Origin of the sequence: Glaciecola sp. KUL10 (assembly GCF_003203515.1) — a bacterium.
GTDB lineage: Bacteria > Pseudomonadota > Gammaproteobacteria > Enterobacterales > Alteromonadaceae > Glaciecola.
In genome coordinates this window covers 92,986-109,136 of the sequence record NZ_BGNG01000004.1, presented here as the reverse complement: position 1 = coordinate 109,136, position 16,151 = coordinate 92,986, and the positions used below count along the sequence as shown (strand labels likewise).

The following is a 16,151-nucleotide window of genomic DNA, read 5'->3' as shown; positions in this document are numbered from 1 at the left end:
CTATAAATATGGAGAGATTGATGAAATTAGATACCTCTACCGATATTCAAACACTTTTTATCTATCGTTACTTACTTGATAAACCCGACCCTATCGTGGATTTAAAACAAGACATAGAGGATTTAACTTACTTCCCAGAGCGTGTTGAAGGCAGTTATCGCGCCGAATGGCTAACCTACGTCAAAAAGCAACTTCATCAATTAAAACAACAAGATCAAGCAGCCCAAAGCGCATTTTGGCAAGCATTAGCATTAAAAATGGAACAGCCCGAAGAAGATGAGCAGCTCAGTCAGGCGCTAAGCAAAATAGAGCAAAGTCTAAAAATAGCGTCAGACAACAAGGTTTCAGTAATCAAAATCCCCGTGAAGACGTATATAGAACAATTGTTATCACTTTAGGTCTTCACCCGTGTTCGGACTATTTAAATCAAACCCAACAAAGAAACTGCGAAAGCAATACGATATGAAATTAGAGCAAGCAATGCTTGCGCAACGCAAAGGCGATATTAAAACTTACTCAATGTTGACGGCTGAATCTGAAGAGTTGTGGAAAGAGATTCAAAAGATTGAGAAGGAGCAGAGTTGATTTTGAAGAAACGTCATCCCCAACTCGATTGGTAATGACTATTCTTCGTTGCATCTTACTTATGTAATTCAACAACCCCAATATCATCATGAACCAAAGATCCAAGGTATAAACTTCTACCAAACGGCACTGCACTTGTTATTTGAGTATAAGCGTTTGAAGTCTGTAAGTTGTGCACAATTTCAGCCTGCTCATTGATGCCAATGACCATGCCGTATTCATGGCTAGCTTTGAGCCAACTATGAGGGAGCACACCGATTAATCGCCTAATTAACGGGTATTGCGCCAGTGAATCGATCAAAGGGTCTCTCAAAGTGTTTATCGCAACCCAATAAATACCATTGTCATCTCGGTTAATGTTGTCAGGTAAACCTGGAAGTTGATCAATAAACACTTCAGTTTGACCGGCCTTTGGGCCACGTAAATAGTGTTTTAAAATACGCGCCTTACCTGTTTCGTTTATGAGTAAATAATCTTGGTCTTTTGATACTGCGACCCCATTGGCAAAATATAAGTTGTCCACTAACAAACGAGTGAGTTTAGTCGCGGGGTTGTAACTGAATACCCTGCCGGTCATTGATGCTTCAATAAAGTCGTATTTATACTCATTAAAGCTAAAACGAGTAGAAGCATCACTAAAATAAATCACGCCATCATCGGCAATATCCAAATGGTCTAAAAACTTAAAGAGATCTTGGCCGTAGTATTTTTCTAATACTTGAATACGGCCGTCCATACTGACTTTAAGTAGGCCTTTGTCAGCATCAGCCACAATAAGATCACCGTTTTTGTCTTTGCGAATCCCTAAAGGTCTGCCAAGCGTATTTGTTATCAAGAACGGCGCTGGCGCATCGCTGTTGACGTTAATTTTGATGATTTCGCCGCTTTCTAAGCCGGTGTACAACCAACCTTTTTCGTCAATAAAGAGGTCTTCTGGTCCCTTTCCGGTTACTAGGCTATACATTAAATTTTCACCTAACATATCATTCATTTGGAAAGAGCTAACAAGCCCTTTATCTTTATCCGGCTCCCATGCCACTGGGCGAACAGGCGAGCCTAGCCACATTGATACAAACAACAGTGAGATGCACGCAAAGCTAAGTAAAGTCAGTTTTAATTTCATGATTGTTCAGTTTGTTATTGCTCTATTCGCGCGCACAACATTGTACCCACCTTTCACTTACTCTATATTTAAACACACAAAACCAATAATAGAACCGACAGAAGTGATGAAAAGAATAATAGCCCTAAGTTTATTAATGCTGTCCATCAGCTACTACAGCCACAGTGATGACCACAAAGAAACGCCAGCAAAACCAATTCCTGAACCACAAGTTGTTGAAACACAACATAAAGGCAAGTTTTTTGGTGAAAATGTCAAATACAAAGTCGTCACTGGCGATACTCACCTAAAAGACAAAGACGGCCACCCGATGGCGTCTATTTTTAGCACGACTTACATAAAAGAAGGCGTCAAAAACAAAGATGAACGCCCAGTGATATTTGTCTTCAATGGCGGCCCTGGTTCATCAAGTGTATGGCTGCATCTTGGCGTGTTTGGTCCCAAAGTTGTTGAGCTGCCAAGTGATGCTGGTGCAGTAGGGTCTCCGCCATATAAACTAAAAGATAATCCATTTAGTCTGCTTGATATCGCCGATATGGTGTTTATGGATCCTGTTGGTACTGGTTATTCAACCGCACTTGGTAAGTACAAAGGCAAAGATTTTTGGGGCGTAAAAGAAGACGCTGAAGTGTTGTCTGAATTTATTCGCCTATTCATAACACGTTACGAACGTTGGAATTCGCCTAAATATCTAGCGGGTGAAAGCTACGGTACAACCCGCGCAGGAGCAATGGTTAAAGAGCTGCAAGAGGGATGGGGAAGCATTGATTTAGCCGGTGTTTTCTTAATTTCTTCTATCATTGATTTTCAAACGGGCGATTTTACCGACGGAAACGATATCCCGTTTATGACGTTTCTACCTACTTACGCAGCGACTGCCTGGTATCACAAGGCATTGCCAGAACAGGCAAAATGGTCTTCATTAGAGAGCTTTCTAAACGAAGTAAGAGAATTTGCGCTTAATGACTATGTCACTTTTTTGTTTAAAGGTTCACTTGCTTCTGAACAACAAACTAGCAACGTACTTGAAAAGCTTCACGCCTATACTGGCTTGAGCCGCACCTTCATAAAAAATAGTAATTATCGCATTAACGAGTTTCACTTTATGAAAGAGTTGTTGCGTGATCGCGCTCAAGTCGTTGGCAGACTAGACAGTCGTTATTTAGGTAAAGAACGAAACAACGTAGAAGTAAGATTTGAAGCCGATCCATCTGGTTATGCGATTGATGGGGCATACACCGCTGCGATGCAAACCTATTTAGCACGAGACTTAGATGTAAAACGCGACGAAAAATACAACATTTTGAGCGGCGAAGTGTTCGTTAATTGGAATTGGTTATATGGTAATAGTGCACGTTCGCAAGGTTTTATTAACGTCACGCCATTTTTGGCCACAGCACAAAATCAAAACAAAGACTTTCGTATATTTGTAGCAAATGGCTATTATGACCTCGCGACACCGTTTTTCGCGACAGAGCATTCGATGAATCATCACGGTATCGATTTAGACAGAGTGACTATGAAATACTACGAAGCGGGCCACATGATGTATATTCATCACCCGTCTTTAGAGCAATTAGCTAAAGACATGCGAGAATTTATTCTGCAGCAATAACGAAGATATAAACAAAAGACCGCCGTCGGTGCTTGCTAAGCGCCGACGCTGACACTACCATTAGCGCCATTCAAATACGTCGACAAGAGCACGCAATATGGCATGGCAACAACTCAAAATTAATATCAAAGCAGAACATGCCGAAGCACTTGGCGATATGCTCAGTGCAAACAAAGCGCAGGCTGTCACTTTCGTTGACGCAAAAGACACACCGATGTACGAACCCAAACCGGGTGAGGTACTGCTTTGGCCAGATACACAAGTGATTGGCTTGTTTGACGCAAGTGATGACCTCAGTCCAGTCATCGATCGACTCAGCAAAGCTAAAATTCTGCGCGATGAATTTGTGTACGTTGTCGATCAACTAGAAGACAAAGACTGGGAGCGAGAATGGATGGATAATTTTCATCCCATGCAATTTGGTAAACGTCTTTGGATTTGCCCAAGTTGGTTGGATGCTCCCGACCCTAACGCGGTTAATATTTTACTTGATCCAGGTTTAGCCTTTGGAACCGGCACACACCCGACTACCTCTCTGTGTTTGCAATGGTTGGATGGGGTTGATTTAGCAGGTAAAACAGTGGTTGATTTTGGTTGTGGTTCAGGCATTTTAGCGATTGCGGCATTGATGCTTGGCGCTAAAGAAGTTATCGGCATCGATATAGACCCTCAAGCATTGCAGGCAAGCGTAGATAACGCAACTCGCAACAAGGTTCAAGATCGCTTGTCTGTTTACCTACCGAAAGATCAACCAAAAATAGAAGCTGACTTAGTCATGGCAAACATTTTAGCAGGTCCGTTAAGGGAGCTTTGTGATGTGATCACTCGATATTGTAAAGTTGGCGGCTCATTAATTATGTCTGGTATTCTTGAAGAACAAGCTGACTCAGTCATGAATCACTACCAATCTCAATTCAACTTTGCGCCCATCGCTCAACAGCAAGAATGGGTAAGACTCAGCGCAATTCGAATAAATTAGCGTATAAATTAGTAGCAAGCCTTGTTGACAGTGAGTCTAAAACCCTGACCCTACTAATTTTTATAACTGTCAAGTCAAAAATCATGCGATTTGTATAAAAAATAGGCTTTGCAAGTTTGTCAAAAAACAGTAATATACGCGCCCTTGTCGATTTGAGGGTACAAGTCTGACCAGCGCGGAGGTTTACATTGCTGAAAATTGGGTCTTACACATTAGAGAACAATTTGATGCTTGCGCCGATGGCTGGGGTAACGGATCGCCCTTTCAGACAGCTGTGTAGACAAATGGGTGCAGGCTTGGTCGTCTCTGAAATGCTTTCGAGCAACCCACGTGTATGGAATACGCAAAAGTCTAAACAGAGAATGAATCATCAAGGTGAACTGGGCATTAGGTCAGTTCAAATTGCAGGTTCTGAGCCTCAATTGATGGCCGAAGCTGCGCAATTTAATGTTGAAAACGGTGCTCAAATCATCGATATCAACATGGGTTGCCCAGCAAAAAAGGTAAATAAAAAGCTTGCAGGTTCTGCATTGCTACAACATCCCGAGCTGGTACAAGAAATTGTCAAAGCCGTGGTTAACGCAGTGCCGGTACCCGTAACACTAAAGATAAGAACGGGTTGGAACACTGACAATAAAAACGGTGTTGATATCGCTCGTATCGCACAAGACAACGGAATTCAGTCTTTAGCGGTACATGGAAGAACGCGAGCCTGTATGTATAAAGGAAATGCAGAATACGACACGATTAAGCGCATTAAACACGCTGTGTCGATACCCGTTATCGCAAATGGTGACATTACCAATGCAGATGATGCGAAATTTGTGCTTGATTATACGCAAGCAGACGGTGTGATGATTGGTCGAGGAGCGCAAGGTAACCCTTGGATTTTTCGCGAGATACAACACTTTTTGCAAACTGGGGAATACTTAGCTGCACCTAAACTAGACGAAGAACGAGACGTGATGATAGCGCATGTCAAAAATGTTCAAGTTTTTTACGGCGATATCATGGGAGTGAGAATTGCCCGTAAACACGTCGGTTGGTATATCGCTAAACATGATCCTTCACGCAAATTTCGACAAGAGTTTAACGCCATCGATGATGCTCAAATGCAAATCGACGCGTTAAATGAGTTTTTTACTGAGCTGGCTGACGCAAGAGTCGAATTGTCTCAAACGGTCGCTTAACTTTTTCATTATTACAAGAGCAGTAAACTATTATGTTTGATCAAAATTTAACTTCACACTTCACAACTACTGTGACTTCTCCAACACAAACGCCAACTCAAAAGCCTTTGCGTGCGTCTGTAAAGCAAGCAGTAAACAAGTACTTGAAAGAGCTAGACAACCAAGATATCGACAACCTATACGAATTAGTATTAGCTGAAATCGAAACACCACTGCTTGAAGAAGTAATGACTTATACTCGCGGAAATCAAACTCGCGCAGCAAATCTTATGGGTATCAACCGTGGTACACTTCGCAAGAAGCTAAAGCAATATGGCATGAACTAAGCCAATTTGGTCACGATCAACGCTTGACCATTAGCTAGATGAATTGATGATAAAAAGAGCACGAATTCCGTGCTCTTTTTTGTTATTATGCGCGCCAGATTTTGTAGGCTCGCAAAATGCCTACTTCCTTCCCGACTCCAATATGTACTAAAGAGAAATTGATGCAAAACCTAAGATCCATCAAACGCGCTTTATTAAGTGTTTCTGATAAAACCGGCATTGTTGAACTCGCTACGTTCTTAAGCGAGCAAAATGTCGAATTACTATCAACTGGCGGCACCGCGAAATTACTTCGTGACAACAATATTCCAGTAAAAGATGTATCAGAACACACTGGGCAGCCAGAAATTATGGATGGACGTGTTAAAACGCTTCACCCAAAAATTCACGGCGGTATTTTAGGCAGACGAGACCTTGATCAGGTAGTGATGGAAGAGCAAAATATTGCACCCATTGATTTGGTCGTCGTTAACTTGTATCCATTTGCTAGCACTGTAGCAAATCCAGACTGTTCGCTTGAGGATGCAGTTGAAAACATCGATATTGGTGGGCCAACAATGGTGCGCGCAGCAGCTAAGAACCATAATGATGTAACCATCATTGTTAATACAAGCGACTACCCACGCGTAATCAAAGAGTTGACTGACAACCAAGGCGTTAGCTTTGCGACGCGTTTTGATTTGGCGATTAAAGCATTTGAGCACACCGCTGAATACGATGGCATGATTGCAAATTACTTCGGCAACAAAATCGAAGCAAATAGCCATGATTGTAATGCTGAAGGTGAATACACTCACAGTGAATTCCCAAGAACCTTCAACCTGCAAGTCACCAAAAAGCAAGACTTGCGCTATGGTGAAAACAGTCATCAAGACGCGGCATTTTATGTTGAAAATAATATCCAAGAAGCTTCAGTTGCGACTGCCACTCAACTTCAAGGTAAAGAATTATCATTTAACAATATTGCCGATACGGACTCTGCTTTAGAGTGCGTTAAAGAATTTGAGCAACCTGCATGTGTCATCGTAAAGCATGCTAACCCATGTGGCGTGGCGATATCTGATAGCTTGTTAGATGCTTATGATAAAGCTTACAAAACCGACCCAACATCTGCCTTTGGTGGCATTATCGCGTTTAACCGCGAACTAGATGCACAAACAGCTCAAGCCATTATTGACCGTCAGTTTGTTGAAGTGATCATCGCACCAAGTGTGAGCGAACAAGCCGCTAAAGTAGTGAGCGCAAAACAAAACGTTCGCTTGTTAGCTTGCGGTGATTGGCAAGGACAACTTACCGAAGGTTATGACTTTAAGCGCGTGAACGGCGGTTTGTTAGTGCAAGAGCGTGACTTTGGCATGGTCGAAAAAGAAGATCTTAAAGTCGTGACTGAATTAGCACCTACTGACGAACAACTAGAAGACTTATTGTTTACATGGAAAGTGGCTAAATACGTTAAATCAAACGCCATTGTTTATTGCAAAGGCGGCATGACGGTTGGTGTGGGTGCTGGTCAAATGAGCCGTGTGTATTCAGCCAAAATTGCGGGTATTAAAGCCGCTGATGAAAACCTAGAAGTAGAAGGCTGTGTCATGGCATCTGATGCATTCTTCCCATTCAGAGATGGCATTGATGCAGCAGCGAAAGCGGGCATCAAGGCGGTGATTCAACCAGGTGGCTCAATGCGCGATGACGAAGTGATTGCTGCGGCAAACGAGCACGGCATCGCCATGGTCTTCACTGGCATGCGTCATTTTAAACACTAATTGAAGCTGAGCAACAAGGAAAAAAAACATGAATGTACTTGTCATAGGAAGCGGCGGCAGAGAGCATGCGTTAGCCTTCAAAGCGGCTCAGTCTAAATTAGTTGATAATGTATTTGTTGCGCCAGGTAATGCTGGCACTCATCACGAAGCTAATCTGACAAATGTTAATATCAGTTCAGACGACAAAGAAGCCTTGCTCGCCTTTGCTAAAAAAGAAGCCATCAGTTTAACAATAGTCGGTCCCGAAGCGCCGTTGGTCGACGGCATTGTTGATTTGTTTCAAAGTGCTGGCCTAGCTATTTTTGGTCCAACTAAAGGCGCTGCTCAACTTGAAGGCTCCAAAGCATTCACCAAAGATTTCTTAGCCCGAAACAATATTCCAACAGGCGCATACGCTAATTTCACTGAGATTGATCCTGCTATCGCCTACGTTCATGAGCAAGGCGCACCAATAGTTGTAAAGGCTGATGGCCTTGCGGCGGGTAAAGGTGTGATTGTTGCAATGACACTGGAGGAAGCCGAAGAAGCCATTAAAGATATGCTCGCAGGTAATGCTTTTGGCGATGCAGGTAGCCGCGTGGTTATCGAAGAGTTCTTAGCAGGTGAAGAAGCCAGTTTCATCGTGATGGTAGATGGTGAGAATATTCTTCCATTTGCGACGAGCCAAGACCATAAACGGGCGTTTGACAAAGATGAAGGTCCCAACACAGGCGGTATGGGTGCATATTCTCCTGCCCCCGTCGTCACCGATGAGATATTCGCGCGCATCATGAATGAAGTTATCGAGCCAACTGTAAAAGGTATGGCCGCTGAAGGTAACCCATACACTGGCTTTTTATATGCTGGACTAATGATTGATTCGAGTGGCACTCCAAAAGTCATCGAATATAACTGTCGTTTTGGTGATCCTGAAACTCAACCGATTATGCTAAGACTGAAATCAGATCTTGTTGGTCTTTGCCTATTGGCTTGCAATAAACAGTTAGATGCAGGCCAAATCGAGTTTGATGAGCGCGCCGCTGTTGGAGTCGTGTTAGCTGCAGGTGGATATCCCGGTAGCTATGCCAAAGGCAACGAAATACTAGGCCTAGATGACGCAGCGCAGCTCGATGGTAAAGTTTTTCATGCGGGTACTTCACTTCAAAACAGCAACATCGTAACGAGTGGCGGTCGTGTTTTATGTGCAACAGCATTAGGAGAAACAGTCTCTGAGGCGCAAAAAAATGCATATGCACTGGTCGACAAAATAAAGTGGGAAGGCGTGATGTTTCGGACGGATATCGCTTACCGTGCAATTGAGCGTGAACAGTCTAAATAGGGCTCGTTCTTAAAAACACCTTGACCCGATGATCTAGCTTGCTTATAACTATACTCCATTAAAGTGCAGCGATAAGCATCTAGGTCAAACATGTCTGTTAAACATCCCGTAATTGCAATTACCGGCTCTTCTGGTGCCGGTACGACTACCACTACAAATGCTATCCGCCACATATTCAGAAATTTGAGTGTTAATGCAGCTTCAGTAGGCGGTGACAGCTTCCACCGTTTTACTCGTCCAGAAATGGAAGTCGAAATCAGAAAAGCACAAGAACAAGGTAAGCATATCAGCTACTTTGGACCGCACGCGAACGATTTCGAACTGCTTGAGAAGCTTTTCAAAGAGTATGGCGAAACGGGCAAAGGACAACATCGTCAATATTTACACACCTTTGATGAAGCCGTCCCTTTTAACCAAATGCCTGGCACGTTTACACCGTGGCAAGATCTACCTTCCAATACGGATTTACTATTTTATGAAGGCTTACATGGCGGTGTATCTACCGAAGAAGTCGATGTCGCCTCACATGTTGATTTACTCGTAGGCATGGTGCCCATTGTAAACCTTGAATGGATACAAAAAATTGTCCGAGATACTACCGACAGAGGGCACTCAAGAGACGCCGTTATGAGCAGTATCGTACGCAGCCTAGACGACTACTTTCACTTTATTACTCCACAATTTTCAAGGACTCATGTCAATTTTCAACGAGTTCCTACCGTTGATACTTCAAACCCATTTAGTGCGCGAGAAATTCCGACTCAGGATGAAAGCTTTGTTGTCGTGCGCTTTAGGCGCGAAATGAAAAACGTCGATTATCCGTATTTGTTAAAAATGATAGATGGTGCGTTTATGTCACGCATCAATACCTTAGTCGTTCCTGGTGGAAAAATGGGCTTAGCAATGGAGCTGATCCTAACTCCATTGATCGAAGAGTTATTAGATAAAAAACGTAAAGCAGGCTATCAAGTTGATTGGGTAAGTGAGAATAAATAGAAAATAAGCTGTTAATTCAGCTTAGTAGCCCTTCTTCTTTCCAGCTAAAACACAAGTTTATAAAAAGTCAGAATCAAACTGCTTAATAACTAAACGATTGGATGCTTTGACTGTTTAGCTTTTATTGTTCCATAGCGATAAATTTATATCACCCTTTTTCATTAGTTGATATACTTATTGGGTAGTGAAAAAAGCTAAGTTTTATTGCGTTTACTTAGCTTTAAACCGCCATTTATTGGCGGTTTTTTCATTTGTGGAGTTTGAGAAATACTCATTTTTTAAAAACGCTTTTCTTGTGGTATTGGTGTTTTTGAATATACCTAGCATCCCTTTATTTCTAGTTTTTACCTCCCCTTGTCGTCATTCCTTCGCAGGAAGGAATCTCGTCAATCAACAACCATTCAATCAAACTTTCGAACACACATTACCAAAGAACATTCAGCGCACCAGATTAATCATAGATACACTTTGTAACAATCAATCCAAATTCACGGGTTTCTCTACTTTCAACTTTCTTTTATAGTTACATTACAAAAGTCTTTATAGGAAACATCATGGGGCAAGAAACCTCTAAGATACTCGTTGTCGATGATGACATGCGACTGCGTTCGTTATTGGAACGATATCTCGTTGAGCAGGGTTATCAAGTGCGTTCAGCAGCAAATAGTGAACAAATGGATCGTTTGTTAGAGCGGGAAAATTTTCACTTAATGGTGCTTGATCTTATGTTACCAGACGAAGATGGTTTATCTATTTGTCGTCGTTTGCGCCAAAATGAAAATGAAATTCCTATCATCATGCTCACCGCTAAAGGCGATGAGGTTGACCGAATAATCGGTTTAGAAATGGGCGCTGATGATTATCTTCCTAAGCCTTTTAATCCTCGTGAATTATTAGCAAGAGCCAAAGCTGTGCTTCGTCGCAAAACGAACGAAGCGCCGGGCGCACCTTCTCAATCAGAACAACTCATAAGTTTTGGCGCGTACAAACTAAACCTTGCCACCAGAGAAATGACAGATGATGGTAAGCCATTAACGCTAACCAGTGGCGAATTTGCCGTACTAAAATCTTTAGTAACGCATCCTAGAGAACCACTGTCGCGCGATAAATTAATGAACTTAGCACGCGGTCGCGATTACAGCGCACTCGAGCGTAGTATTGATGTGCAGGTTTCTAGACTCAGAAGAATGCTTGAAGAAGATCCAACCAACCCTCGCTACATACAAACCGTGTGGGGATTGGGTTATGTGTTTGTTCCCGATGGCGAAATGAGCTAAGCGATGAACACTTTTTAGCGTATGCGATTACTTCCGCAAAGTGCTTTTGGACAAACCGTCGTGCTTATCGGCGGTTTGTTGCTTATAAACCAAATAGTGACTTATCTTTCTGTCACCTATTATTTTATTCGTCCAAGCTATCAGCAAATCAATACCTTGGTAGCTTCACAAGTCGACACCATTTTTCTAGAAGAGCTTCACAAACCCGAAAACCCCAACCAAAAATTATTTACTCAGCGCACTGGCACACAATTTCATTCAGTAAAGAGCGCTATGCACGCGGGACTTCGAAATGCCGTTTATTATGATTTTATGTCTCAGCAGATTTCCAAGCAGTTGGGTGGTGAAGCCGATGTACGAGTTGCTACCGGCAGCAACTATTTGATTTGGATAAAGCCACCCCAATACGATGATTTATGGATTTCAATTCCGATGCAGGGTATTGAAGACACTCACTTTTCACCATTGACGCTATACCTCTTCGTGATCAGCATTTTGAGTGTCGCAGGAGGTTGGTTGTTTGTAAGGCGCTTAAATAGACCATTGCAAGCTCTTCAAAAAGCTGCGAGACAAGTCGGTAAAGGTCAGTTTCCAGACCCCCTGCCGCTCGATGGTAGCACCGAGATGATATCGGTTACTGAAGCGTTTAACAAAATGTCAGCTGGCATCCACCAACTAGAGAGTGACCGAGCGCTGATGACCGCTGGTATTTCTCATGACCTTCGTACACCGTTAACGCGCATCCGCTTATCAAGCGAGATGCTGCCTGATGAGCAAGAATGGATTAAAGATGGGATCGAGCATGATATTGAGGACATGAATGCCATCATAGATCAGTTTATTGACTACGCTCGCCAAGACCAGGAAGAAGCCACTGAAAATGTTGATATCAATGACCTAGTGACCGAACTTGCCAATGCGCGAAGTGTTGTCGAGGCGCATACTATCGAACTTAATCTAGGCGAGTTGCCAAGTACCAAGTTACGAACAGTGGGTATCAAACGTGTACTTGACAATTTAATTGAAAATGCTTTTCGTTACGGCAGCCCTAAAATAACGATAAAAACCGAAGTGAATTACAAGCGTCGTTTTATCACATGCGTCGTACGCGACTTTGGAAAAGGTATACCACAAGAAGAAATCCCTTCACTTTTTGCTCCTTTTGCTCAGGGTGATAAAGCTAGAGGCTCGGTTGGTTCTGGCCTTGGATTAGCAATTACTAAACGCATTGTAGAAAGTCACGGGGGAGAAATGTTATTCAGTAACCACCCTCATGGCGGACTATGCGCAGGATTTAAACTACCATTTACAGGGTAATGTAGAATCAAATTTTCACTTGCATGCAATTTTTTGTGTACGTAGGAACACTAGTCAACAAAGCAACTTTGCCAACCCCCCCCTACTCACGCTAAAATTGAAGGCAACGATGTGATCTAACACTCATAAAAATCAACAATAAGAACAATTATGAAATCAGGTTTTAAAGTCCCACATACACTCATACTTTTACTATCCATGATGCTTGTCGCATATATTGCAACTTGGCTGGTCCCTCAAGGCTTCTTTGATACAGTGACGCTCGAAAATGGGAGACAAGCCGTTGTAGCAGGCACATACAGTTTATCCGATACGCAGATTCGACTAACACCGATGGACTTTCTGGTCGCAATTCCTAGAGCGCTCGCGGCGGCGCAGGATGTGATCTTTTTTGTCTTCATCGTTGGTGGAGTTTTAGCCATTGCGCGGGCAACGGGCACTATTGATGCGCTTATTGGAAGCTTGTTAGAACGATTTGGGCACAAACCTTATTTACTCATTTTTATGGTTGTCTTCACCTTTGCTATGGCCTCTGGTGCAATTGGAACCGCGGGTGAATACATCCCTTTTGTACTCATTCTTGTGGGTTTGTGTAAAGCAATGAAACTAGACGCCATGACCGCTGTTGGGATGGTTGTGACCGGCTACGGAATTGGTTACGGCGTATCCGCATTTAGCCCATTTACAGTAATGGTTGCGCAACAAGTAGCGGATGTCCCTCTTTATTCAGGAATCGAGTTACGCCTTGCGATCTTTTTACCTTTTGTTTTAATTGGGTTTCATCACGTTTGGAAATACGCACAAATGGTTCAAGCCGACCCTAACGCGTCATACGTAAAAGGTATTCCTTGCCCCTTGGGCGACAATGAGCAGCAAGAATATCCAGCCTTGAACATAAGACACAAGCTAATTTTATTTGGTCTAGTGGCCACAATTTGCGTCGCAGTTTGGGGAATTTCAACCAAAGGTTGGTACCTATACGAACTTGGTGCAGTCTTTATTTGTTGGGGCATTTTAACCGCAATTGTTGGTCAACTCGATGCCGATACTGCTGCTAATAAATTCATAGAAGGTGTTCAAGACTTAGCGACAACCGCTATATTAATCGGCGTTGCTCGTGGTATTGCCTTGATTATGGAAGATGGCCAGATTTTACACACGCTCGTTCATGGTATGTCTCAACCATTATCATACCTAGGTGCTGAGTTAGCCGCCGTAGGCATGTTTATCATGCAAACATTTTTAAATTTGTTTATCCCAAGTGGAAGTGGCCAAGCTTATGTGACAATGCCATTAATGGCACCTGTAGGTGATCTCATCGGCGTAAATCGCCAAATTGCAGTACTTGCTTATCAGTTTGGTGATGGATTTTCCAATATGATCATTCCCACCAATGCGGTATTAATGGGCATCATCGGCATGGCGGGTGTGCCCTATCACGCTTGGTTCAGGTTTTGTTTCCCGTTGATATTAAAGCTCATGGCAGCTGCATCCATCGTGTTAGTACTTGCAGTAGTGTTTGACTATGGCGCAAATGTTCAGCCTGTCGTCGGTTAAAAATGAGTCTTATGCCCGATTATATATCGGGCAAATTGATGCTGCGGTTTGTTTTGCGATTCTTGATTCTTCGAGTCGGCTACTTGCTTTCATTAGCTCGCTTAGATGCATAATTGAACTCAATTGAAGTGAGTTAATATCCTTAAACGCTCTGTTTATCAAGTCTTGGTCCAAATGTTCTGTTGCTGAGCCACTCATGACAAACTCATAATACTCTCTACTAATTAAGTCGCTCAAAGCTGCTATCTGCATTGATTCGTCTTGATCAATGAGTTGAATAGCTTTTAATAAATATGGTTTTCCAACTTCTAGTTCATTAAGCTTTGCGTAAATTAAACCAATTACCCCCCATAACTGATGTATATTAGTCTTAGGGAGCTTTTCTAATGCTTGCTTTCGATAATCTAGGGCTGGCTCATATTCTCGTTGATAATAGTAGACCGAACCCAGCATCTCATAGCCAATATAATGTTCGGGCTTTTGAGCAATAAGCTGGCGATAAGTTGCCTCAGCGCTTGCTAAATTACCTTGGCATAACTGCAAAGAACCCACATTACCCAAAAGTACCGGATGCTTTGATTCCTCGGCTCCTTGTTCCAGTATCAGTAAACTTTTATTTGTTTCACCTTTACTAAGATAGTATTGCCCTAAAACATTGTAAGAGCGCCACAGTTCTGACGCACCTTTGATACTTTTCAACGCTGACTCAATAATATCAACCTCATTTACTTCTTGACCGTCTTGAAAACGTTGAAAAGTGATTTGCGCTTTCAAAGAAAATTCATCTGCAGCACTAATCGGTGAACCTTGATTATGCAAAAGGGTATTTTCTGCAGCGTCAGTATCTGCTTTATTTATGTAATAGATAGCAAAAGCAAGTTCAGCAAATTCGTTTTCAGGATCGAGTTCTTTAGCTAATTCACAATACTTATATGCTTGCTCAAATGACACGGCAGCGTTGTTCATATAACTCTCGTAACTTAAGCCAATACACAAACCAGCATATGCTTCTACTAGTTTAGAATCCAAACTTATGGCATTTTGAAAACGGCTTTGAGCACTCAAAATCGCGGCGTTATCTGTGTGGTCGAAAAGTAAATCAAAGCCAGAGAGCAAATAATTTAGCGCATCAACATTTACTAATTCATTTATTTCACCATACTGAGATGCCTTGTGAAGCTGCTTTGAAAATTGTTCGGCTATCAAATTATTGACTTGTTGATTATTCGCTAATAACGAACTTCTTACTAATTGAAAGGCAACGGGGTAATTAACCTGCTCGGTTTGTGCATATAAGAGGATAATAGAGTATCGTTTTCCCTGCATTACCTCTATTCTAAATAAAAGGCTACTTTGTGTATGGTCGAAATACTCTTTTACACTGTTGTTACTCATAGAAAGTGACTTAGTTTGAGAAAAATTAAGCAACGGTGACGCTGACAGCTTTTTACGAATTTCTTCGAAAATCAAGGATAAGACACTAAACTCCTCTGCCATATACAGCCCAACATTCTTTAGTTTAGGGTCGTAACCATATAAGCGGTAAGTCGAACTCGTTAGTTGTTCCTCTTCTTGCCCTTCTTGAAAAAGCCCGAAAAGCAAGATAACAAGTAAGCTAACCACCATTATGGCTAATATTGGGCGCGAGCGTTGTTTAAGCTCTGCAAGGGAGTCGACGCTTCGAGGTTTAAAATTTGACGCTAGGGGGGTTGCGTTAATGGGAGTTGACTGGCTATTCATGTATAGCGTATGAGATTCAACCCCCAGAGCCTTTGCCACTCTTGCGAGATTAGTATGACTGACCGATTGTTCTCTAAATACTTTACTGATTAGCTCTTTTGGCGGTCTATGAAGTCCTTCGTCTTGTGAAATTAGACGCGCTAGTTGAATTTGCGATTCAATTCCCTTAGCGAGCATTGCCTTTTCAAGCTTCTCTCTAGAGGCTTTTACTCCTCTCTTACGTTTTGGCTCATTCATTGAAATTAACGTATATCTTCCTTGAAAGTTACCTAATTTTATCGAAAAAATAAGACTAACGGAACAATAATCAACCAAAAACCGAACAATTTACATTCAAAGATAAATAGTTTCGATTAGTGGTATTT

14 protein-coding genes are annotated in these 16,151 nt (G+C 42.2%); 12 read left to right on the top strand and 2 right to left on the bottom strand.

What is annotated here, in order from left to right; translation table 11 throughout:
* Positions 1 to 20: 20 nt before the first annotated feature.
* Complete coding sequence (locus tag KUL10_RS08610) at positions 21 to 398, top strand: hypothetical protein (RefSeq protein ID WP_110428517.1); 378 nt, start codon at positions 21 to 23, stop codon at positions 396 to 398.
* Between the two features lie 10 nt (positions 399 to 408).
* Positions 409 to 585, top strand: coding sequence for a DUF6435 family protein (locus KUL10_RS08605; protein WP_110428516.1), 177 nt, complete (start codon positions 409 to 411; stop codon positions 583 to 585).
* Positions 586 to 640: 55 nt separating this feature from the next.
* Here KUL10_RS08605 and KUL10_RS08600 read toward each other — a convergent pair whose 3' ends face one another.
* Positions 641 to 1,708 carry a strictosidine synthase family protein gene (locus tag KUL10_RS08600; RefSeq protein ID WP_110428515.1) on the bottom strand — a complete coding sequence of 356 codons (1,068 nt, stop codon included), beginning with the start codon at positions 1,706 to 1,708 and terminating at the stop codon, positions 641 to 643.
* Positions 1,709 to 1,814: 106 nt separating this feature from the next.
* On the opposite strand from KUL10_RS08600, the gene KUL10_RS08595 reads away from it, so the two are divergent.
* The 10 genes from KUL10_RS08595 (at position 1,815) to KUL10_RS08550 (ending at position 14,046) form a co-directional block, all read left to right on the top strand.
* A complete protein-coding gene (locus tag KUL10_RS08595; RefSeq protein WP_110428712.1) occupies positions 1,815 to 3,323 on the top strand; it encodes a S10 family peptidase in 1,509 nt (502 codons plus the stop codon).
* Between the two features lie 97 nt (positions 3,324 to 3,420).
* The gene (prmA, locus tag KUL10_RS08590; RefSeq protein WP_110428514.1) at positions 3,421 to 4,302 is read left to right on the top strand and encodes a 50S ribosomal protein L11 methyltransferase; all 882 of its coding nucleotides are present in this window, start codon (positions 3,421 to 3,423) and stop codon (positions 4,300 to 4,302) included.
* A 191-nt stretch (positions 4,303 to 4,493) separates the two neighbouring features.
* Positions 4,494 to 5,492, top strand: a complete 999-nt coding sequence (gene dusB / locus KUL10_RS08585; RefSeq protein ID WP_110428711.1) for a tRNA dihydrouridine synthase DusB — start codon at positions 4,494 to 4,496, stop codon at positions 5,490 to 5,492.
* 32 nt (positions 5,493 to 5,524) lie between these two features.
* Positions 5,525 to 5,818 carry a DNA-binding transcriptional regulator Fis gene (gene fis / locus KUL10_RS08580; RefSeq protein ID WP_110428513.1) on the top strand — a complete coding sequence of 98 codons (294 nt, stop codon included), beginning with the start codon at positions 5,525 to 5,527 and terminating at the stop codon, positions 5,816 to 5,818.
* 161 nt (positions 5,819 to 5,979) lie between these two features.
* Positions 5,980 to 7,581 carry a bifunctional phosphoribosylaminoimidazolecarboxamide formyltransferase/IMP cyclohydrolase gene (gene purH / locus KUL10_RS08575; protein WP_110428512.1) on the top strand — a complete coding sequence of 534 codons (1,602 nt, stop codon included), beginning with the start codon at positions 5,980 to 5,982 and terminating at the stop codon, positions 7,579 to 7,581.
* A 28-nt stretch (positions 7,582 to 7,609) separates the two neighbouring features.
* Positions 7,610 to 8,899 (top strand): phosphoribosylamine--glycine ligase, encoded by a 1,290-nt coding sequence (purD, locus tag KUL10_RS08570; protein ID WP_110428511.1) that lies wholly within the window; start codon positions 7,610 to 7,612, stop codon positions 8,897 to 8,899.
* A 90-nt stretch (positions 8,900 to 8,989) separates the two neighbouring features.
* Positions 8,990 to 9,895, top strand: coding sequence for a phosphoribulokinase (locus KUL10_RS08565; RefSeq protein ID WP_110428510.1), 906 nt, complete (start codon positions 8,990 to 8,992; stop codon positions 9,893 to 9,895).
* Positions 9,896 to 10,449: 554 nt separating this feature from the next.
* Positions 10,450 to 11,172 (top strand): two-component system response regulator OmpR, encoded by a 723-nt coding sequence (gene ompR / locus KUL10_RS08560; RefSeq protein ID WP_110428509.1) that lies wholly within the window; start codon positions 10,450 to 10,452, stop codon positions 11,170 to 11,172.
* A 21-nt stretch (positions 11,173 to 11,193) separates the two neighbouring features.
* Positions 11,194 to 12,489 (top strand): two-component system sensor histidine kinase EnvZ, encoded by a 1,296-nt coding sequence (envZ, locus tag KUL10_RS08555; protein ID WP_110428508.1) that lies wholly within the window; start codon positions 11,194 to 11,196, stop codon positions 12,487 to 12,489.
* A 150-nt stretch (positions 12,490 to 12,639) separates the two neighbouring features.
* Positions 12,640 to 14,046, top strand: a complete 1,407-nt coding sequence (locus tag KUL10_RS08550) for a YfcC family protein (protein WP_110428507.1) — start codon at positions 12,640 to 12,642, stop codon at positions 14,044 to 14,046.
* A 9-nt stretch (positions 14,047 to 14,055) separates the two neighbouring features.
* Here KUL10_RS08550 and KUL10_RS08545 read toward each other — a convergent pair whose 3' ends face one another.
* Positions 14,056 to 16,023, bottom strand: a complete 1,968-nt coding sequence (locus KUL10_RS08545) for a lipopolysaccharide assembly protein LapB (RefSeq protein WP_110428506.1) — start codon at positions 16,021 to 16,023, stop codon at positions 14,056 to 14,058.
* Positions 16,024 to 16,151 lie beyond the last annotated feature (128 nt).

Excerpts from the sequence above, each read along its gene's own strand:
- KUL10_RS08610 (WP_110428517.1), top strand. The coding sequence starts at position 21 with ATGAAATTAGATACCTCTACCGATATTCAAACACTTTTTATCTATCGT.
- KUL10_RS08600 (WP_110428515.1), bottom strand. The coding sequence starts at position 1,708 with ATGAAATTAAAACTGACTTTACTTAGCTTTGCGTGCATCTCACTGTTG.
- KUL10_RS08595 (WP_110428712.1), top strand. The coding sequence starts at position 1,815 with ATGAAAAGAATAATAGCCCTAAGTTTATTAATGCTGTCCATCAGCTAC.
- prmA (WP_110428514.1), top strand. The coding sequence starts at position 3,421 with ATGGCATGGCAACAACTCAAAATTAATATCAAAGCAGAACATGCCGAA.
- fis (WP_110428513.1), top strand. The coding sequence starts at position 5,525 with ATGTTTGATCAAAATTTAACTTCACACTTCACAACTACTGTGACTTCT.
- purH (WP_110428512.1), top strand. The coding sequence starts at position 5,980 with ATGCAAAACCTAAGATCCATCAAACGCGCTTTATTAAGTGTTTCTGAT.
- purD (WP_110428511.1), top strand. The coding sequence starts at position 7,610 with ATGAATGTACTTGTCATAGGAAGCGGCGGCAGAGAGCATGCGTTAGCC.
- KUL10_RS08565 (WP_110428510.1), top strand. The coding sequence starts at position 8,990 with ATGTCTGTTAAACATCCCGTAATTGCAATTACCGGCTCTTCTGGTGCC.
- ompR (WP_110428509.1), top strand. The coding sequence starts at position 10,450 with ATGGGGCAAGAAACCTCTAAGATACTCGTTGTCGATGATGACATGCGA.
- envZ (WP_110428508.1), top strand. The coding sequence starts at position 11,194 with ATGCGATTACTTCCGCAAAGTGCTTTTGGACAAACCGTCGTGCTTATC.
- KUL10_RS08550 (WP_110428507.1), top strand. The coding sequence starts at position 12,640 with ATGAAATCAGGTTTTAAAGTCCCACATACACTCATACTTTTACTATCC.
- KUL10_RS08545 (WP_110428506.1), bottom strand. The coding sequence starts at position 16,023 with ATGAATGAGCCAAAACGTAAGAGAGGAGTAAAAGCCTCTAGAGAGAAG.